The organism is Paenibacillus ottowii, assembly GCF_006874425.1.
In the GTDB taxonomy this organism is placed as follows: Bacteria; Bacillota; Bacilli; order Paenibacillales; family Paenibacillaceae; genus Paenibacillus; species Paenibacillus ottowii.
Genome location: NZ_VIJZ01000012.1, coordinates 109015 through 129855, shown reverse-complemented (window position 1 = coordinate 129855; position 20841 = coordinate 109015). Strand labels below are relative to the sequence as shown.

Below are 20841 nucleotides of genomic sequence, written 5' to 3'. Positions count from 1 at the left end.
AAGACGTTCTTCCCTGGCAACAGAGCTTTACGATCCGAAAACCTTCATCACTCACGCGGCGTTGCTCCGTCAGGCTTTCGCCCATTGCGGAAGATTCCCTACTGCTGCCTCCCGTAGGAGTCTGGGCCGTGTCTCAGTCCCAGTGTGGCCGATCACCCTCTCAGGTCGGCTACGCATCGTCGCCTTGGTAGGCCATTACCCCACCAACTAGCTAATGCGCCGCAGGCCCATCCACAAGTGACAGATTGCTCCGCCTTTCCTCCTTCACCCATGCAGGAAAAGGATGTATCGGGTATTAGCTACCGTTTCCGGTAGTTATCCCTGTCTTGTGGGCAGGTTGCCTACGTGTTACTCACCCGTCCGCCGCTAGGTTGATTAGAAGCAAGCTTCTAATCAACCCCGCTCGACTTGCATGTATTAGGCACGCCGCCAGCGTTCGTCCTGAGCCAGGATCAAACTCTCCATTAAAGACCAACCGAAGCTGGTTTATTGAAAGAGCGATTAGCTCATGTTGAAACTGACGAGATAAAACATCTCTTGTTTGCTTCCATTTCATACAACCAGATGGCTTGTACCAAAATTTCAGCGTTGGATTTTGTAAACAAAATCCGTACTCACTCGTTGTTCAGTTTTCAAAGATCAATTCAACAGCCGTTTAACTGGCTGGATATATAATTTATCACGTGTGTACCTATCAGGCAAGTTGTAATATCTACCAATTAATGCTTTCTTTTTCAACTCTGCTTCTACACGGTGTAGTTTCTATTAAACCACGTCTACACATGATGATTTATCTATAACAACCAAAACTCGCGCTTATCTTCTATTTATAGTGCAAAGTTAGGATATAAACGTCATAACTCATAAAAGCAGTAGCTCTTTAGATAATGCTGTTTCTTTTGCTTTTTTAGATAAAATCCTGAAATGTTCGCTTAGCTTAAAGCAGTAGCTAGATCCTCTATCAAAAGTCCAGCAGGCTCATGCCCCACAGCCAAGCGGATTAGCGATTCGGGCATGTGCTGTTTTTTTAAACTCTGCTTATTGAATCCGTAGTTCGGTGAGATTATCTGGCTCTCCATAGCCCCCCACGATACACCGATCCGAATCAGCCGCAGTTTATTGATCACTCTGCATATATCCTCATAACCCGAATCTTTTAATTCAAAACTGAATAATCCGGCAAATCCTTTAAGCTGTCTACACGCCAGCTCATGCTGTGGGTGAGAAGGAAGTCCAGGATGATTTACTTTGGAAATGGCCGGATGATCTGATAAAAAACGGGCAACCTGCAGAGCATTCCTTTGATGGGCTTCCATACGGAGCGGGAGTGTTCTTAGACCCCGAATGAGTAGCCAGGCTTCAAAAGGGGCTAACGAGCCGCCGATCAACTCATATTCTTCAGCATACATACGCTTTATTATCTCCTTAGAAGCGATTACTGCCCCTGCAATTAAATCATTATGGCCTCCTAAGTACTTAGATGCGGAATGTACGACAATATCAACTCCCCATTCTAAGGGTTTCTGGAAAAGGGGTGTAGCCCATGAATTATCGATGATTGTGCGAATACCCTTCGCTTTGGAGAGCGATGCTACTTCCTGAATATTTACCACATCAAATGTAAATGAAGTAGGGGACTCCATAAGAATAGCACGGGTCTTCGGTTGGATGGCATTAGCAACTGCTTCCGTAGAAGTCGAATGTACAATCGTATAGTTTATATCAAACTTCGTTAAATATTTGGCTAGGCTGACGGAAGTTTCATATATATGTCCGACCAGAATCAGATGATCCCCAGCGGATAAGCTACACATTAGAGCGGCACTGACAGCAGCCATTCCGGAGGCAAAGCACTTGCAGTCCTCCCCACCTTCTAATGCGGCAATCATTTGTTCTGCAATCCGAACGGTAGGATTAGTTCCTCTCGAATAGACATAATGCTCCTTTTCATGATTAGCTGCTTCAGCATAATCTTCGTAGGTATCAAAGAAAAATGGAGCAGTCTCATATATAGGAGGAGCAGCGGACTTGGCGAAATATCCCTGTTTATCTTCAAATCTAAGACAGATGAGCCGTTCATCCGAGAAATTCAAACCTAATCACCACTTTCTGAAAAAAATCCAAACCCATAGAGGTAGTCTCCTCAATCCGGGGCTTAAATATTCTATAAATCACACTCCCTTGGACTTGTGGTGGTTAATTTGCGAAATTCGGACAAAATATAAGGAAATGATCATTTCTTTATATAGCTCCACCTCTTTTCTGGTCTGTATTCTCTTTCATCGGCACTACATGGAGCGTTCCATCCTCACTAAGCTCTGCATAGGCTATCTCGTCGATGCTATCATATCCCTGCTCTCGCGCCTTTGCTTTTATCAGTTCTACATCTATCGTTTTTCCACGCATAGATTCATCCAGCAATCTTCCCTTATCAATGACAGTAACCGAAAAAAGGTCAGGCTGTGCTTCTATTCCCATATCCTGAGCGGCGGGTGGCTCGTATTCGGGTTTACGCATGACTGATAATGAGCCATTCGTCTCTAAAGTGGCGTACCAGACCTCACGTAGAGAAAAAATATTTTGCTGACGTAGCATGGAGAGTAGCTGTGTAAATTCTATATCATATTTCTCCAGCATTTCTTGATTAACCTGGCCCTTGTCCACAAGCAGCACTGTTCGACCTTCGGCCATATATCCAAATTTCACAAAATGGGTCGTCGCCTTTTCGAAAAAGTAGGCCAGCGCGCACCATAACGCTAAAGCAAACAAAAGTTGCCAAATGGTCACCTCATCGTCATATAACGTATTTCCCACAATTTCGCTTAATACCAATGATGTCAGAAAATCGAGCGGTGTTAACTGACTGAGTGTTTTCCGACCCGTAATAAAAGTAATGATCCATAATCCAAAAAAGCTGATGATCAATTTGACCCCAATCGTAACAAATACCTCCATACCTATGCCCTCCGAAAAAAATTATATTTTTATGGGTTATTTACACCTGTCTACTTCTGTATAAACAGAGGCATATATCATTCCTAAAGTTGTCAGAAAAAAAGCCCGCCACCAACTAGAGGCAGCGAACTTTTTTAATCACGGTATTATAGAATTAGTCTTTCAGATGTTGATCAAAAAACTTTTTAACCAGGTCTAATATATGGGGCTGGGTAAAGGCAATATGTCCAGCTCCCTTAATTTTGTACAGAATGACATCATTACCTGCTTGCTTAAGTGCTTTGTAAAACTCCATGCTTTGTTCAAAGGGAACCACGTCATCCCGATCTCCATGCATAATTAAAGTTGGTGGTGCTTCTGGACGAATATATTGCATAGGACTAGCTATTCTTGCTTTATCTTTATTCTCCTGAATAGCTCCTCCCACTAGCTTGGACTCTGGAGAATGTGGTGAATCGTGATCAAAAATGGATGGATACTGACTCATAGTCAGTAAGTCCGTTGGACCAAACCAATCTACAACCGCTTGAATAGTACTCGACTCATTCGGATATTCCCTGTCTCCTGCTAACTCCTCATTTCCTTCTGTTAACCCCGCCAGCAATGCTAGATGAGCACCAGATGAATCTCCCCACACGCCTACTCTTTCCGGATTGATATTATATAAAGACGCATTAGCCTTCAGGAAGCGTATAGCAGCTTTTACATCTTGAATTTGAGCTGGGAATATAGCGTTGTCGCTGGTTCTATACTCCACACTTGCAACAACATATCCCATTTTGGAAAGTTCGGACAGCTGTGGCACAAAAGCAAAGGTATTCTGTTTGGACCACCCCCACCCACAACCCTGTAAATAAATAATCAAGGGGTATTTCTCCTGATTTCCCACTCTGTTGAATAACGCGTCCATAGGGTCTCTGTATACTAACAGATTTAATTTTAAGGAATTACCCTCCACATTAGAGAACTCTATGTTTGGAATCAATTGTATGTAAGAGTTCACATCCTCTTCCCAATGTAGCTCCTGGATTTCTTCTTCAACTGTTCTATTCATCATCACGGTCCAAATCCTCCCATTAAAATACTTTTTTAGAGACATAGTTTTATGTTGCATCATTTTAAAGTCACATTTTTCTCACCTCCTGTCATATTCTTTAGCATTTATTTATAAAAAGTTATAACAGAATTAATGTAATAAAGTTACTTACAACCAATTCAAAAAAATATACATTTAGAGTATTGATGTAATGATAATTATTACATCAATCTCCAAAAAAATAATGCTTCCCAATTTAAGAAGCATTATTTTTTTGGATAATAAGTTCTATAATTTCTTGTATTGAAACATTTCGCAATATACTTTCCATGGCATTTTGAGCCTTCATTAATATAAGCTCCAGTACCTGATTAATATTGGCTCCAACCCAACAATTCGGATTGGGATTGGCATGGGTATTAAACAGTTGATCATCCTCTACTACCTCTACTGCTTTATACACGTCATATAAAGAAATTGCCGCCGGGTCTTTTAATAGATACGAACCACCAGTCCCTCTGCGCACATCCATTAATCCAGATTTTTTAAGTAGTCGGGTAATTTGCCGTATAATCACCGGGTTTGTATTCACGCTATCGGCAATTTGCTCAGAAGTCAGATAATCAGCACGTACATGTATAAGGGACAGCATATGAACTGCAATTGAAAATCGGCTGCTAATTTGCATTAATATCACCTTCCGTTGTAAATATTATATTTACAACGGAGCTTATTTGTCAACATCATTAATTACGCAAGATGTTATTTTCAACTACATTACACGATTATCTACTTTTAACTAGCAGCTGAATCGCTTCTTTAACCAGCTTATCGGTATCTCCTCCAGCTTCTTGCTCTTCCAATATACAACGTTGCAGATTTTCCGCTACAATTTGGGCGATTGCCTTATCTGATGCATTGCGCACAGCTGATAGCTGGCTGACTACATCTTTGCATGATTTTCCCTCATCCATTAAGCGAAGCACCCCACGCACCTGTCCCTCAATCCTTCTCAGGCGGGTTTTTAGTTCATCACTGTAATTGTAATCCATAAAGCAATGCACTCCTTTTTTTGACTTACCATATACACGTATAGGTATATTATAAACCAAAAAAATAAATAGAATACCCTAAATAAATAGATTCACCTTCCCCTGCGACGCATCTCCCAAGTAGGCAGCTACGCCAGCATATTCCATTCCGTCTATTAGTTCTTCTTGTTGTAGTCCTAGCAGATCCATGGTCATAGTACAGGCGACGAGCTTGATCCCCTGCTCTCGGGCCAGCTCTATAAGCTCCGGAAGGGAGAGCGCATTATGCTTTTTCATGACTTGCTTGATCATCTGCGGCCCCAGTCCTGCAAAATTCATTTTGGAAAGCGCAAGCTTTTGAGGTCCACGAGGCATGAGCCAGCCAAAGGCTTTTTCGAGCAATCCCTTATGGGTACGCACGAGTTCATCCTTACGCAATATATTGAGCCCCCAAAATGTAAAGAAAATAGTTACTTCATGATCGTATGCCGCCGCCCCATTCGCAATAATGAATGCAGCAATCGCTTTATCCAGCTCCCCACTAAACAATACAATCGTTGTTTTGGACTGAGTTTGCCCTTGAAACTCTGTATATGCTCTTGCTGTTGTGCTCATAATGAATTGCTCCCCTTTGTTTCTCCTGTCCATGCAGATATGCCTAGGAGCACGGATTTGACGTTTTTAGCGCCTTTGTCTGCTAATAACTGACATGCTCTTTCACTGCGTGAACCAGCTTGACAGATCACTGCAATTTCTTCATCCAGGTTCAGTTCAGCGAGTCTACTCTCCAATTCTCCAAGCGGAATGTGCTTAGAGCCGGGGATATGTTTAAGTGCAAATTCTGCGGGCTCACGAACATCCAGCAAAATGAAGTTCTTCTTTGCAGACCTTTTTGCTTGTAGCTCTTCATGGCTTATCGTGGAAAAAAACGCTTGCTCCTCCTTCACTCCAGCCGGATTTGCCTTGCGTATATAATGTCGCATGATATCTCCTTCTTGATGAGTGCCCAAATATTTATGCCCCGTGCCTTGGGCCCAGCTCTGAAAGTCAGCTAACGAACCCTTGTCAGTCACTTGAACCTCCATAATCTGTCCGGCAAGTAGCTCATTCATAGCTTTTTTTGTTTTTACAATCGGCATAGGACAAGCAAGGCCTTTGCAATCAAGTATCTGATCTGAATGGATTTGATTAGTTAAAAACATGGTATAACCTCCGCCTGTTTTTTTGTGGGGCTTTATTTTCATATACACATACCCCTATAGGTATTAGGATAACGAGACTGAATTCTTTTGTCAACTTCGTTGGCCGCTTTCGTCCCGAAACTAACTAGTTCATATCTTAAACAAAATAAAAGTGAACAAAAAAAGCCGCACAAAAGTGCGACTCTACTACGTACATAAATTTAATCGTCTATTTTCATCAGTTCTGGCAGATCTAGCGACATCGAGATATTACAAAGCATGCCTCTGGCAAGAAAAAGCATCGTTTTTTCCATGGCTTGTTCAATACCTGCCTGCCGGAAAGCATTATAGACTGTCGTATGAATTTCACGAAACCCCTGCTGCATCACCCCTACAACCACATCCTCACGGATCGTCTGCGCCTGCATTTGTAAAAGTATTTCATTGCGATATTCCATCATAATTTGCGAGTAGGCTGCAATCAGTTCTTGCTCTAACTGCTCAGACGAAGCCGAATGAATGACCCCCTGAAAAGAGTCTATGATGCGATCAAATGAAACCTTCAACGCTTCAATAAGCAAAGCTTCCTTGGTAGCAAAAAAGCGGAAAACATAGGGCTGAGAAATATTGGCCCGTTCCGCAACTTTGGCTGTTGTAGCTCGGTAGTAACCCATTTCCGCAAAGACTTCAATTGCAGCAGATATGATTTCCTTTTGGCGATTTATTGATGTTGATGTAGCTTTAGCCATATGTTCTCATCCTTTTATTTATTACATTTTTCTGGTAGTGATTAATCAATCACTAGATAGTATAAATGTCAAACTCTAAAAATGCAATGGACCAAAAAAGCCGCCTCCCTAAACATGCTGGAAACGACTCTTTTGGCACACTTCATTATGGCGTCATCGTGTTAAAGTATAGCCGAACATAATTGACCTTTTGCGTTTTGGTTGGGTAGGAAAATACTAGATAATAACTAAGATCTGACGTGTTGTTGATCGTATAACTAGCTTCTGCTGTGCCGGATATGTCTTTAGAGGTGTCGATTGTTTCTGTGGGCTGGCCGAGTTCTTTAATAACTTGTTTAATAAGCAACTTCTTATATTGTGGATCGGAAGAAGTAATTTCTGTGACTTTATCACTTCCATCCAGTATGAGATCTGTATGATATTTGGTATAGCTTCTCATAGGACCTGTAGAACCAGAATCGGATTTCCCCCATAGCTCGAACAAAAGATCGCTGCTCGTTCCCAGGCCAAGACCTTTTGGCAGATTGGGTAACGTTCCCTGCTTGGCTGCGCTCATTATAGCAGTGGCAGAGCTGTGTTTACTGTCAGGTGAGGCTGTACTACTAGCAGGTTTATGCTGTGTCGAGGTTGAACCTTGATCAAACTCTTTTCCAGTATTTTTGGAACTTTCCTTGGAACTTCCCGCATCCGCACTAGGCTTGCTGAGATCTGTACTCGTCTTGTTAATGTGAGTATCTTGCTCGTTGGTATGGATGTCTGTGTTCTGATCTGTTGAATTACCGGCAGATGGTGTGGCTGTTTTTACTGTGGATGGAGCAGTTGAATTTGCTTCTCCGCTATTGCCGCATCCTGCCATTACAGCCAAACCTATTGCTAATAAAGCGCTGGTGGTGACTAGCTTGCAAGCTAACTTTTTACGATTACGAGATTGATGTGTAGGTTTCATTATAAAATCACTCTTTCCTTGTTCTTGGGTACAAACCAAGTGTAACTGAACCTCGTTTCCAGAATACCTCAACTTGTATCTAACTTGTAAACAAGAGCATTTGTATTTTTATAACGTACGCTATTTCCGATCATAGACTCCCAACTGTTGTTTAGAAAAGGAGTAAGGAGAGTCAGTCTTCTTCAACCATATATTCCCTTTAATGATGAAAATGTAAACAGCAAAAATAAAGTAGATTGTGCCTGTAATCCAATCTATTCTCGTAGGGATGTCTCGTTTTGAAATTTCATGGATATACCAGATTCCGACAGGAACATGCAGGAAAAGTGCCGTACACAAGCCGGGATTATATAAGGTTTTGGCTTTAATATTGACAACGATGCCGTGCCAGACGACCTGAAAGAATCCCATAAAAACTGGTGAGAGTCCAAGCCAGATTATGTGGGGGAACCATACGGGGAGCAGATAAAATACATAGGCAATGGCCACATTGATGATCATCGCTGATTGAGTATTTAAGGGGTAATGATCTGGGGCTTCACTTTTAAACAAAACATTGTTAAATAAACCCGCAAAATATCCAGGCCAGCGGTATTCTTCAAATTGGTGAAATAAAATAGCCACAAAGCTTAACCACAGTATTCCTGATAGATCCGAGAAGATGGCTGGATTCATAAGTAAAACAATACATAGAGACACCCCGATAATGCCCCCTGCATCTTGCCAATATTTTCTCAAAAAATCCATAGCACTCACCTCTAAGATATTATTTTTAATCAAAATATCTTTCAAATAACAGGTGTAATTGTTCTTCTATTGTAGGCACTTCCACTACTGCTCCAGATTCAAGAATCGGACTCATCAGTGCAGGCAGAAAAATGGCTCCGAATATTTGCAGCATCATGGCTAATAATCGTTCTGGCTGTTGCTCACCTGTTAGCTCCTTGATCGTGTTCTGTACCTTTGGAAACCCCATCATGTTTAAAAATCTTCCGTATTCCTGTTGAGATGTAAAGGGCGTGCTGCCCATCACAATAATTCGCGACAGTAGCTCTGGATATTGGCGAATGACCTGTAAATAGTTAAGCAAAAATTGTTTTAATCTATCTTGCGGGGACATCGTTGTATTGTCCAAAACAGAAAATGTGTGCTGAAAGCTGTGGAGGATCACTTCAATAGCTTCACTGAGCAAATTTTCCTTGGAGCCAAAATAATAATTAACTAGAGAAATATTAGTGCCAGACAGATCAGCAACTTTTCTGATTGTAACCGCCTCGAAACCTTCCTTTTGAATAAATTCCAGCGTAGACTGTAGAATTTTTTCTTTGGTCTGTTGTTTTTTGTCTGGGTGACTCATGTTTTTCCTCCTCCTATTTAGTTTAATCCTAACGGACTAATGAAACGGACCACTTTAAGCAAAACAAACAAAAATTAAAACCATATTTAAAACATTGTTTAAATTATTGTTTGAACTTATCCTAGCACTTTACATTTCACAAAACAAGTAAAGATATGAAAATTAGGCTAAAAAAACCCGCAAACGAATCAGATCGTTTGCGGGTTGAATGAATTGAGGTTGAAAAAAGGTCTAAATGGCCCAATTTCCTTTGCGGAACACTGCCTCTTTGCTTCCGTCTTGCAGTTCGCCATCAATATCCAGCTCAGCCGAGCCGATCATGAAGTCAACATGAGTCAGACTGACATTGGCACCGTTCTGGAGCAGTTCCTCCTTGTTCATTTGCGTCCCATTTTCGATGTTAAATGGATACGCACTGCCTAAGGCCAGATGGCAGGAAGCATTTTCGTCGATACCTGTATTATAAAAAATACGATTGAGATTGGAAATCGGTGAATCGTGCGGTACTAGAGCAACTTCCCCCAGAAAGCTGGCTCCTTCATCCGTAGCGAGCAAATGAGTGAGATGCTGCTCACCGGATTCTGCTGTATATTCGGTGACTTTACCGTCCTTAAAGGTAAATGTAATGCGATCTACCAGCTGCCCATTTAAATTAAGCGGCATGGTACTTGTAATGTGACCATTGACACCAGTACGCTTAGGCATCGTGAATACTTCTTCTGTCGGCATATTCGCGACAAAATAATCTCCGCGCCCGTTTTCACCACCACCACTGCGCCAAATATGTCCGTCAGCCAACTCAATTCTCAAATCTGTTCCGGGCGCACGATAGTGCAGGCTTTTATATTTTTTATGGTTCAGCTTATCTTGTACCTGTTCAAGATTTTTCAAATGATTTTGCCAATTCTGAATGGGATCAGAGCCGTCTACACGATTCATTTGGAAAATCGTATCCCACATAACACGAATGCGGTCTTCTTCTGCTACATCCGCAAACACTTTATCGGCCCAGGCTTTCGTCGGAGCTTTAATCAAACACCAGCTAATTTTGTGATTGCGGGTATATTTGGAAAAGCCTTCTCTCGCCGTAGCTGCCGCTTTGGTCGCACGAGAAACTTTTTGCGGATCAATACCTTGATATAAATCCGGGTTCGGCACTTTAATCGTTAATGTGGCTCCACCCTCTTCGGCGAATTTCTCCATCATTTCTGCCTTCCAAGCAGGGTAGTAATCAAAGCTGGCTTCGTCACCATGCTCAAAACGACTGCGTGTAATGGAATCGTCCTCAAACTCTACCTGTACATATTTAGCGCCTGCTTCATAGGCTTTGCTGACAATCAAGCGTGTAAACTCGACAGTTTCCAGTGGTGCAGTTACCAACAACGCCTGTCCAGGCTGAATGTTGACTCCTACTCTTACGACCAGTTCTGCATATTGCTCCAACAATGATTCAAATGTATTCATTTTTCCACGCTCCTGTTCCGTTTTGATTATATTAAATGATTGCATCACTACAGTACGGATTGTTTCTCCAGTTCACGCAGCTCCACTCTTCGTATTTTGCCTGAGCTCGTTTTAGGAAGTTCTTCAATAAACTCTATTTTTCGTGGATATTTGTAAGGTGCCGTCCATGTTTTCACATGATGTTGCAGTTCCTTCACTAGCTCTGGTGATCCTTCTATTCCGGCTTTGAGTACGATGTAGGCTTTTACGACATGTCCACGGACTTCATCCGGGCTGGCTACCGCTGCACATTCCTGCACAGAATCATGCTTCATCAACGCTTCTTCTACTTCAAAAGGACCAATGGTATAGCCAGAACTGATAATGATATCATCACCGCGTCCTTCAAACCAGAAATATCCATCCTCATCCTTTCGAGCCCGGTCGCCCGTTACAAAATAATCTCCATGTACACTCGCTAATTTGCGCTCTGGATCAAGATAGTACGTATGAAACAATGCCGGCAGATCAGCACGCACTGCAATATCGCCCACTTGCCCTGGAGCCAGCGGAATACCATCCTCGTCTACGACCTCAACAAGTCCCGGTGCAATGGATTTGCCCATCGAACCTGTGCGCAGAGGTACGTCTCTTAGATTACCAATAATTAATGTACTCTCTGTTTGACCGTAGCCGTCGCGAATCGTAATGTTGAATTGCTCCTGAAACTTGTTAATAACCTCCTGATTGAGCGGTTCTCCCGCAGAAACAGCACTTCGCAATCGGGATAGATCATATTGATCCAAACCAGCCGTTTTTGCCATAATCCTATATTCCGTCGGTGTACAGCACAACACTTGAACTCCATATTGCTGCAGCAACTGCAAATAGCGCCCCGGACGAAACGGACCATTATATACGAATCCGGTCGCTCCATTTCCCAGTACCGATAAAAACGGACTCCAAATCCATTTTTGCCAGCCAGGTGCGGCCGTAGCCCATACGATGTCTGAAGCCTGAATATCCAACCATGGTGATGTTATCCGCAGATGGGCATATCCCCAGCCATGGCTGTGTACAACCCCTTTAGGATTGCCTGTGGTGCCCGAAGTATAGGCCAGAATGGCCATGTCATCACGGTGTGTCTTCACAGCTTCAAAAATATCTTCCTGTCCCTCCATCAGCTCATCCAGCACGAGCCAGCCTTGCGCACCTACTGTGCGGTCCCCAGGGACTACAATGCGATAATCCAAAGCAGGCAAATCATCACTGATTTTGTCAACTTCACTTGTTACGTCGGCCCAGGCGATGACTGCGCGTGCTTCCGAATGGCGAAGCCGATATGCAATATCCTTGGCCCGCAGCATTTCTGAAGATGGAATGACCGCAAGCCCCAGCTTCAAGCAGGCTAGGTAAATGATATAGGCAATAATACGCCGTGGTACTACGACCAGAACTCTGTCACCTTTGTTAAATCCCAGACTTGCAAGCCCTCCAGCCAACCGATTTGCCTTTTTTAACAGCTCTCCGTAGGTGATTTCTTCGTATTCCCCTGTCTCACTTAACCACTTGAGCGCTGTCTTACCAGCCTCATGGTGTTCCATTTCCGAAGTCATATTGTAATATTCAGGCGCAAGCCATTGTTGCTGTTCTGCCAAGTTATACCTTCCCCTTTATACATAAGATGAGAGCAACTTTCTTCACATAGTATAACACGTCTTAGTACCAGGTTCTAATACCAGAATCAATTTTTTTGGAAATAAATAAGAATTGTAAAGCAAACGACAAAAAAAAGAGCCTGAATACAGACTCTTTCTTTTACTACTATCGCAATCTACAACTCAATGTCTACTATGGTAGAAGCAGCTTCCTGCCCGTTTACGAGCAGCACAATTCTATGCGCTCCTGCATAGTGACGACGAGTTGTCAGGTCTGCAAACCGGTGTGTTCGTGTTCCCGTCAGACGGGTTCCTCCGGAAACGGTTTTGTCAGAAAGCAAAAACAGTTTACGCGAGACTTGTCCTCTCGCCTTTACAAAGTCGATACCATACTCGATGCGGACGCGTACAGGCTCACCTTCTCGTAGCTGAAGCACATAGCTTAGTTCACAGTGATCACCGATTTTTAACACGGCAGGGTCTGTGGTCAAAGAGGCTGCTGCAACCAGCGGCACTCCATCCGTATCATCTGCATAGCCGAACATGGCCATCACCTCAGGGATGGATTTGCGAATCAGGGATCGGCAGCCATGGCGGACAATCCAGTCGGTGTCAGGATGTACACCTTTCCATCGTTGAGCCGTTGCGATGACGATATCGGGATGATCCTTGGCAATATCGTTCAAGTTGTTAGCCACACTTTTACGTACATACAATGATGGATCAGCTTTCAGTATTTCCAATACGGCTAATACCGGAGCGGGATCACGTTTGAAGACAGGCAGTGCTTGTCCCCAGGGCAGCCGTGGACGACAGCCTTCGCTGGCAAGACGGCGGACGTGTTCACTGGAGTGTCCTGCCCAGGTTGTCATCTGCCGCATCATCCGTTCTGGTTCTCGCAGGAGAAAGGGCCTCACGGCGAACTCCGCAGAGGACTTTGATGTAAAGCGTTCCAGTGCAGTCATGGACAGATCCCAATGCTCTTCTCCCTGCCCATATACCTCTACAAAATCGGGGAAAAACAAGTACGGAAACCCGCTACAGTGCTCATCTATGGCAAATAAAATACAGAGAGCTTCTTCATAGCTACTGGGCAAAAACACTTCTAATGTTGACGAAATACGCCGTATTCGGTCTTTTAGCTCCAATTCATCCCATTTTTTATCCATCACTTGATGGATAAATCCGTCAATGTCGAACAGGCTGTACGCAGCCTGTACTTTTTCACCGAATAGACGAAGGAATTCCTCCGTGTACATATTTTTTAAAGGCTCAGCCATTGTATATCTCCTTTGGTATATGAATATGCGCAAAAAGCGATAAATGAATATGTGCAAAAAGGGATAAATGAATATTATCTTCATCTATGATAACCGTATATCGTGACCCAGTACCAGTATTAAATGAGGTTAGTGGAAAAATATAAGACACATTAAAAAATGCCAAGTCCTAGGATTAGGATTTGGCATTTTTTCGAAAACACGACAAATCGAATGAGACTTATATTTTATGTTGGACAAACCAGTCGGAAATACGTTGCAGTCGTTCCACACGAAGCTGTGGGTGTCCTTTTCGTGAAAGCTCGTGACTCGAAGCTGGGAAACGGACAAATTGGGTGGGCTTCCCTAAACGGCACAATGCCGTGAACAGCTGTTCTCCCTGCTCAATAGGGCAACGTAGATCCTGCTCTCCATGCAATATGAGCAGCGGTGTATTGATTTGCTGAACATAAGCCAGCGGGGATTGTCTCCACAAAAGCTCGAAATCATCCCACGGACTCCCGCCGACCTCATCTTCAGTAAACGAGTATCCTATGTCACTCACCCCATACATCGACAGCCAGTTAGATATGGAGCGCTGGGTCACAGCTGCGCGAAAACGGTCTGTATGTCCGACAATCCAATTTGTCATGAAGCCACCATAACTGCCTCCTGTGACACCGATTCTTTCTGGATCAATGAATGGGAATTGGCGTATAGCCTCGTCCACTGCGCTCAGTAGATCGGTGTAGTCACGCCCGCCGTAATCTCCAAGGACAACATTGGTAAAAGATTGCCCGTACCCTCGGCTTCCTCCCGGATTCGTGTAGATGACTGCATATCCTTGTGCGGCCAGCAACTGAAACTCATGAAAAAAGGAATTGGAATACATCGCATGGGGACCGCCGTGAATTTCCAAAATGGCAGGGTAAGTTACCCCCTCTTTAAAACCAGCAGGCTTCATCACCCACCCCTGCACGCGCCGGCCATCCTCAACCTCAGTCCAGAAGCTCTCGGGCACACTGATCTCAATCTCATCAAGCAGAGAATCATTGACTCGTGTCAGTCGTTCCTCGGTTCCTGAATGAATTGCAATTCGGAACAAATCACCTGGTAAAGCGACATCCGTGGAAGCGGCAATGATATGCTGCTCATCTGAGGTAAGCTCAAATTGGTAAATTTCCCGTTCACCTTGGGTTAAAATTTTATAAGTTCCATCAAGCGCAAACTTATATACGTGCACATTTCCTTCAATGATCACCAGCGTATATAGGGATTGACCGTCCGCACTGAAGCGTGGTGGACCTACATGAAGATGCGAACGCATGTCGCTCATACCCGCATTCCCGAGGTGAGCGTCAAGCGTCTGACTAATACATACTGCCGTCCCGCCACCCGAGGGAACCGTATACAGTCGAGTCTGAGTAGCACCTTTGGCATGACGATCATGACCGTAAAAGGCAATCATTGTACCATCGGGGGAGAAAGCGGCACTCTCGATTTGAAACTCAGAGTGGGTCAGCTTAAACGGCGCTACCGCATTGCCATTAGAAGTCGCAGGAGCTATCGTAAACAAATCATTTTCCATACGTAAATCCGTATCCTCTTTGGAATGCTCCGCTATTCTAGCGACAAATAAAATCAGTTGGCCATTCGGTGACCAGACTGGCTCCGCTACATCATAAGCGCCTGACGTCAGTTGAATCGTGTGGCCCGAAGTCACGTCAGTTACATACAAGTGGTCACGAGTATCATCCCACAGCCCATAACCGTCGGATTTAGCTTTTGTCCGACCAACGATTCGTCCCTTAAGTTGTTCCTCCTGATTTTCTGCATTGGATGTAGAAACTGACGGATTCTCGGCTGTTTTAGCTACAAACGATATGTATGCTCCGTCTGGCGACCAGGCTAATGAATGAACGTTGCTCTTTACATGTGTAAGTTGCCTAGCCTCCCCCCCACGTGCTGGAATAATCCATACCTGACGCTTGTTGTCTGTCGTACGGAGAAAAGCAAGTTGTGATCCATCCGGTGACCAGACAGGCGTTTCATCTTTTGGCCCGTATGTAAAGGGTATCGGAGCTTCACCTTTGAATGGCAACAGCCAAATAGCCGAGTTATAATCTGTCCGCTCTTTATTAATACACTGCTCTACGTAAGCGATTTCGCCACTCGTAGGATGAACAGCGGGATCGCTAACCCAGTGAAGTCGATATAAATCCTCGGCTGTTATACGGCGTTTGGTCGTGCCAGATTGCGAGTTGCTCAAGTAAATTCCTCCTTAATATGAACAAATTTGTACAACTTCACATTCCATTATTCCGATTAAATTTATATGAATTAACATACAATTTACGTTACTCTTTTTATGTATCTCTGTCAATTTATCCAAAACTCAAAGACCCTCTCTCAGTCGCTATGGACCCGAAAGCACCGCTGCTGCGGCTGCTTCCATGAGAGAAGGTCATAATCCATTAATGCTCTTCCATAGTAATGCTTTAGCAGATTAGCCAGTAGACTGTACAGTCCAAACTTCATTCGCTTCATGCCCTTCGCGGCAAACGAATCAGCTTTCCGTTCCCAGTGATCGGGTCTAATTTCGGTTAGCCGTCTCGGCTTCATTTTTTTCACGGATGTACGTGGAGAAAAGTTCAGGATTCACTACTTTACGCAGTAAATGCATGGTCCCATCCCCCGTTCCATGGTCAAAAGCATGGATACGTTCATATCCCCAACGCTCGTACATGGATAATAAATAGGGATGTTTTTCCGCAGTCGCCAGTGTCACTGCAGGAGCTCCGGCCTGATCACGAATAATCGTTTGCTCTACCCAGTTCAGCAGTTTTTTCCCATATCCTTTGCCCTGGGCAGCTGGGTCTACGGCAAACCACATCACAAACGGAAGATCAGTTATAAAATTAAGGGCTCTATTTTTCAGATGGCTAACCGTAGCCTGGATGACACCATCGACTTCCAGCACATAGCAATCATTATTTTTAATGTTTTCTTGAATGAGAGCAACGTCTGCCTGAGCGGCAGGCCATTTAAGCTCCAACTGCCGAATTGTTTCATATGCCTCATACGTTACATACTGCAATCTTTCTGCGTCCTCTTGCCGTGCCAGACGATAGATTTCGCTCATATAGTCCTCCGCCTCCCTATAGTGTTGTAATAATGTACATAACGACTTTTCAAGTAATCCTATATATTTAATCAGATATAAAAGTTAACCTAACTGTAGCATGCTCACCATTCAGCGACAAATTAATTTTTTCTATACCTTCATTTAAAATAACAATCTCCCTGTGAGGCTTGGAAACTCCATGAATTAAAAAGAACGTAAAAAAGCCCGAAAATCGGGCTTCTTTACTTTGTAGACCCAAAGAATGCTGTCTTCTGTCTCTGGGCATTTATGCGCAACCTGTATGCTGTGTTATTCAGCAGGGGCAACAAAGCTGCGTTTGGCAAACTCGCTGTCCAGCATATAAAAGGCATTGCTGTCTCTTTCAATGCGCTTAAGCTTTTGGATAACACTATCGAACAGAGCTTCTTCCTCGACTTGCTCATCAATAAACCATTTCAGGAAATGAATCGTTGCATGCTCACGCGCATCGAGGGCCAGGTCAGCCAAATGATAAAATTTTTGTGTGTTTTGCTGCTCATGCTTGTATCCATGCTCAAAAACGTCCAGCATGGAATCATAGCTATTTTTGGGCTCCGGTAATGCTGCCAATGTGGCGCGTCCTCGACGGTCATTAATGTATTTATACAGTTTCATGGCATGAAACCGTTCCTCCTCCGCTTGTACCAGGAAGAAGTTTGCAAACCCCTCCAGACTTTCACTGGAGCAATAAGCAGCCATCGCCAGATATACATGAGCAGAGTAAAATTCAAAGTTCATTTGCTCATTCAGAGCCTGTGCCAAATTGTCATTCATGTCTCAGGTCACCTCGGTCAGATATGTAATGATGTAACGATCATAGTGTACCATGAATTTGATCACAAAAAAACGGACGGAAGTGAATTCAAGCATACTCACGCTCCGCCCGCCGTGCTCAATATTTAGTTCACAATCATGGCTCCAGACCCCAGACACGTTTGTCGTTTATATACAAAGGTGCTTTGTCCCAATCCGTATAAGAGGTCGTGCTTGCATCATAGGAAAAATCGCCACTTTCATTATAATTGCTCCAATCCACCTTGTTCATGCGAATCTGAATATCCCCTGTGTTTTCCCCTGCTGCCAGACTTCCCGCACCAGCTCCAAAGGAAATCTCCAGATAGTAGTCTGCCCCATTCACGGCCTTATCCAGTTTCACAAAACGTCCCTGAACGTTGCCGCTGCCTAATTGCGCATAATCACAGTGGAACTCCTGCGCTTTATCGCCATCTACAGTAAAGTAGTATCTCAGCTTGACGGTTTTCAGATCAATGGCCTCTTTACCTTTGTTTACGATACGGAAGAGTGGTCGAATCTGGTTATCTGCCGGGTTGGTATCGCCCACACGGTATTGAGCAATCACATCTCCCTTTGCCGGAATAGGCGCTGCTGTTGGCTTGGCACTGACTTCAGCAGAATCCGGACTCGTTCCCAAGGAATTTGTTGCACTTGTTACATAATAATAAGTGGTTTCATTCACCACCCCTGTATCCTTGTAAGTGGCGTCAGTTACCGTTGCTACCGTTGTATATGGGCCACCACTGGTTGTGGAGCGTTTAACCGTATAGCTGTCAGCACCCGTCGCTTTGCTCCAGGTTAGTGTAACTTGTGCATCTCCTGCACTTGCCTTCACATTTGCCGGAGCTTTGGGAGTTGTAGGCTCAGCTGGTCCATTGCCGTTAATGAGACGGTCATATTCTGCATAAGCGGTGGCCATATCTACTTGGGACCAGAAACGGTGATACGTAAATTCTGGTGCACCCTTGTCCCATTTTTGGGTCTGTTTGTTCCATGAAGTCGTGTATTTGTCTTTAAGATAGGACCACTGCGGATCTTTGGTGATATTAGGGCGGATGTCGCTATAGCTGGAGTACGTACCGTTACCGCCCTTGGACGGATCAGACGGTGTAGCATCTGTGCCTGGGATCGTGTTGCCTTGCCCAGTCTTACCACTCCATCCGCTCGGAATATATACTTCTTTAGTAAAATAACGATAATATTCCTCACGTGCTTCCTTCGTTGTAATCCCTATGCCGTCGTTATAGCCCCATGCTGCATCAAGCAAGGCTTTGGACAGATCTTTGGCTTCCTTGCCTAACTCGGTGTAGTCTCCTTTTTCAGCTTTTGTTCCGGCAGCGAAGAAGGTCAGCACTTTTACATAACTGCCCAGCACTCCTGCATCTTGTCCCGGACTTTTTGTTACTACATGAAGATTGGCATTCCCTTTATGCTTGGCAAATCCACTCCAGGTTTCAGGCTTGCCGCTCCATTCCAGATTGCTCGGCAGCCAGAACTCACCTTTAGCTGCTGTAGTGGCTACCTTCGGATTTTTACCACCCAGAATACGCTTGCCTTGTGCATCCAAATAGTATCCCTGTGCGTCAGCTACTGGCCGTTCGTTGGCAAATACATAGTTTTTAGACCACGCGATCCAGTTTTCTGTCACTTGTTTTGCCATTTTAAACTGCTCAGACGAAGTGTCACCTTTCTTGGCTAAAATATAGTACAGCTCCGCAATCCGCTCGACAGGCCAAGCCTGCATCCCAAACCAGTTGTTGGACGGCGGATCTTGATATACAGGAGCCCCTGTGTACGCCATGCCATAAAAGGTGCTCGTACCAGACGGATACGCCTTGTAGGCGCCATCCCAGCTATTCGTTGCCCCACCTGCAATGGCCCCCTCATCAGATTGCAGCCAAGTATAAAATTCCAATTGGCGCTTGAGCGAAGTCGCCCAGTCCTGCCCTGCCGTAGGTGAATTTGGGATCAAGCCGCTGTCCTTATCGGATAATGCATATGATGCAACGACGTTCTGGTAACCCTGATGCGCATGGCTGGCACCAATCCGCCAAGCCCAGTTTCCATTTTGACCCAGTCCGCCGCCCCAAGACGTATACCAAGCCATTAGATACAGACTGGCATCCTTGCCTGTACCAGCAATCGGGCTTCCATTGGAAGCGCTTCCTACTTTTTGAAAGTATTTATCGTACATGCCGTAACGCAAGAAGTCTCCCATCTTTTTCGCTTTGTCCAAATATACCTGGTTGTCATACCCCAGTTCTTTTGCCCAGTACATCGCCTGAATCGCCCGTGCGTCCGCATCCGTGGCATTCGTGTATCGCCATTGCTGTGCAGGAGCATTATTTTCCTTGGTGAACAGGCTCATAAAGCCTTCATTAGGCTTGCCAAACTTATGATTATCCTGCGATGGATGCGGTACGACCTCCCAGACCGATTCCTGTTCCCCACGCTGGAAAGTGTTCACATAGGTCGCTGTATGCGAAGGATTCAGCAAATTGCCAAAACCATACCAATTGTCTACATCCAGCAGCCAATGCATCAGGTAGGTCTGGTTGTTGCCATAAGTTGCCTTCAGTTCAGCGTCCAGTGGGTCCTTGCCGGCGCCATATTGACCACTCAGACGGCTTGGATATTGATCAGGCTGCGGATATTCTGCGGCATAAGTGGCAGGGCTGTTCGGGTTATAGTTATTCATTGTAGGCTGCTCTTCCTTGCTGTCACCTTCATTGACCGGGATGATATATTTCTCCATGTTGTCCCATGCCGATTCCAAATGACCCCAATCCCCGGTATAATGACCATAGAGAACTTCCAGCCACATCCAGTAGCTGTATGCTTCCGAGGTCGTTAAGTGTCCATAGTCAGGAGCCTCACTCATCAGGGTTTCAACGGAATGATAAGGGATACCTTCTTTTGAAAAGTAACCGCTAGCTGGGTCTTTCAGTTGTTTATACATTTGCAGAAAGCGTGTCGATTCAGGGGTTGCAGCTGATGCACGGTCAGGTTGGGCCTGAAATAAGCCCAAGCTTAACGGAAGGACCAAAATGGCTGACATGACTATAGAGACAGATTTTCTGAATACAGATTTTTTACTGGTCATCTTTGCAGTCATCCTCTCCATTATCAATTTTGGCTTACTCAAAATTTGATTCCGAAAAACGACAGCACAAAAAGACAGCGCCATCACCTCACTTTCCCGTTATAAAGGTGGAGGACACGCTGTCCGTAGCTCCAAATGCTTCACATTGGCCCTGGCAAGAATATA

General features: G+C 44.3%; 18 protein-coding genes and 1 rRNA gene. All 19 read right to left on the bottom strand.

The features are described from left to right. Window positions 1-468 (bottom strand): 16S ribosomal RNA (locus FKV70_RS22915); the annotation flags it as partial. Window positions 469-932: 464 nt separating this feature from the next. Beyond that, window positions 933-2093 carry a trans-sulfuration enzyme family protein gene (locus tag FKV70_RS22910; RefSeq protein WP_142614666.1) on the bottom strand — a complete coding sequence of 387 codons (1161 nt, stop codon included), beginning with the start codon at window positions 2091-2093 and terminating at the stop codon, window positions 933-935. A 148-nt stretch (window positions 2094-2241) separates the two neighbouring features. Beyond that, on the bottom strand, window positions 2242-2955 hold the full coding sequence (locus tag FKV70_RS22905; protein WP_142614665.1) for a YetF domain-containing protein: 714 nt from the start codon (window positions 2953-2955) through the stop codon (window positions 2242-2244). 154 nt (window positions 2956-3109) lie between these two features. Beyond that, window positions 3110-4012, bottom strand: a complete 903-nt coding sequence (locus tag FKV70_RS22900) for an alpha/beta hydrolase (RefSeq protein WP_244310818.1) — start codon at window positions 4010-4012, stop codon at window positions 3110-3112. Between the two features lie 235 nt (window positions 4013-4247). Next, window positions 4248-4679, bottom strand: a complete 432-nt coding sequence (locus FKV70_RS22895; RefSeq protein ID WP_142614664.1) for an Rrf2 family transcriptional regulator — start codon at window positions 4677-4679, stop codon at window positions 4248-4250. Between the two features lie 97 nt (window positions 4680-4776). Continuing rightward, window positions 4777-5043 (bottom strand): metal-sensitive transcriptional regulator, encoded by a 267-nt coding sequence (locus FKV70_RS22890; RefSeq protein WP_013310304.1) that lies wholly within the window; start codon window positions 5041-5043, stop codon window positions 4777-4779. Window positions 5044-5121: 78 nt separating this feature from the next. Then, the gene (locus tag FKV70_RS22885) at window positions 5122-5637 is read right to left on the bottom strand and encodes a DsrE/DsrF/DrsH-like family protein (RefSeq protein ID WP_142614663.1); all 516 of its coding nucleotides are present in this window, start codon (window positions 5635-5637) and stop codon (window positions 5122-5124) included. Beyond that, a complete protein-coding gene (locus FKV70_RS22880; RefSeq protein WP_142614662.1) occupies window positions 5634-6224 on the bottom strand; it encodes a sulfurtransferase TusA family protein in 591 nt (196 codons plus the stop codon). Before FKV70_RS22880 ends, FKV70_RS22885 begins: the two co-directional genes overlap by 4 nt. A gap of 200 nt (window positions 6225-6424) precedes the next feature. Then, complete coding sequence (locus tag FKV70_RS22875; protein WP_063210997.1) at window positions 6425-6952, bottom strand: TetR/AcrR family transcriptional regulator; 528 nt, start codon at window positions 6950-6952, stop codon at window positions 6425-6427. 145 nt (window positions 6953-7097) lie between these two features. Then, window positions 7098-7898: a DUF4309 domain-containing protein gene (locus FKV70_RS22870; protein ID WP_142614661.1), complete on the bottom strand. Its 801-nt coding sequence runs from the start codon at window positions 7896-7898 to the stop codon at window positions 7098-7100. A gap of 120 nt (window positions 7899-8018) precedes the next feature. After that, window positions 8019-8645: an HXXEE domain-containing protein gene (locus FKV70_RS22865; RefSeq protein WP_142614660.1), complete on the bottom strand. Its 627-nt coding sequence runs from the start codon at window positions 8643-8645 to the stop codon at window positions 8019-8021. A 25-nt stretch (window positions 8646-8670) separates the two neighbouring features. Further along, window positions 8671-9255, bottom strand: coding sequence for a TetR/AcrR family transcriptional regulator (locus tag FKV70_RS22860; RefSeq protein ID WP_142614659.1), 585 nt, complete (start codon window positions 9253-9255; stop codon window positions 8671-8673). A gap of 231 nt (window positions 9256-9486) precedes the next feature. Next, entirely contained in the window at window positions 9487-10719 is a 1233-nt protein-coding gene (locus FKV70_RS22855) for an aminopeptidase (RefSeq protein WP_063211008.1), read from the bottom strand. Window positions 10720-10766: 47 nt separating this feature from the next. After that, window positions 10767-12356, bottom strand: coding sequence for an acetate--CoA ligase (locus FKV70_RS22850; protein ID WP_142614658.1), 1590 nt, complete (start codon window positions 12354-12356; stop codon window positions 10767-10769). A 176-nt stretch (window positions 12357-12532) separates the two neighbouring features. Then, the gene (locus tag FKV70_RS22845) at window positions 12533-13636 is read right to left on the bottom strand and encodes a DNA alkylation repair protein (protein ID WP_142614657.1); all 1104 of its coding nucleotides are present in this window, start codon (window positions 13634-13636) and stop codon (window positions 12533-12535) included. A 220-nt stretch (window positions 13637-13856) separates the two neighbouring features. Further along, window positions 13857-15884 (bottom strand): S9 family peptidase, encoded by a 2028-nt coding sequence (locus FKV70_RS22840; protein ID WP_142614656.1) that lies wholly within the window; start codon window positions 15882-15884, stop codon window positions 13857-13859. Window positions 15885-16208: 324 nt separating this feature from the next. After that, window positions 16209-16757, bottom strand: a complete 549-nt coding sequence (locus FKV70_RS22835; RefSeq protein ID WP_064797005.1) for a GNAT family N-acetyltransferase — start codon at window positions 16755-16757, stop codon at window positions 16209-16211. Between the two features lie 291 nt (window positions 16758-17048). Next, entirely contained in the window at window positions 17049-17552 is a 504-nt protein-coding gene (locus tag FKV70_RS22830; RefSeq protein ID WP_063212945.1) for a ferritin, read from the bottom strand. A 136-nt stretch (window positions 17553-17688) separates the two neighbouring features. Further along, entirely contained in the window at window positions 17689-20676 is a 2988-nt protein-coding gene (locus tag FKV70_RS22825) for a glycoside hydrolase family 48 protein (RefSeq protein WP_142614655.1), read from the bottom strand. Window positions 20677-20841 lie beyond the last annotated feature (165 nt).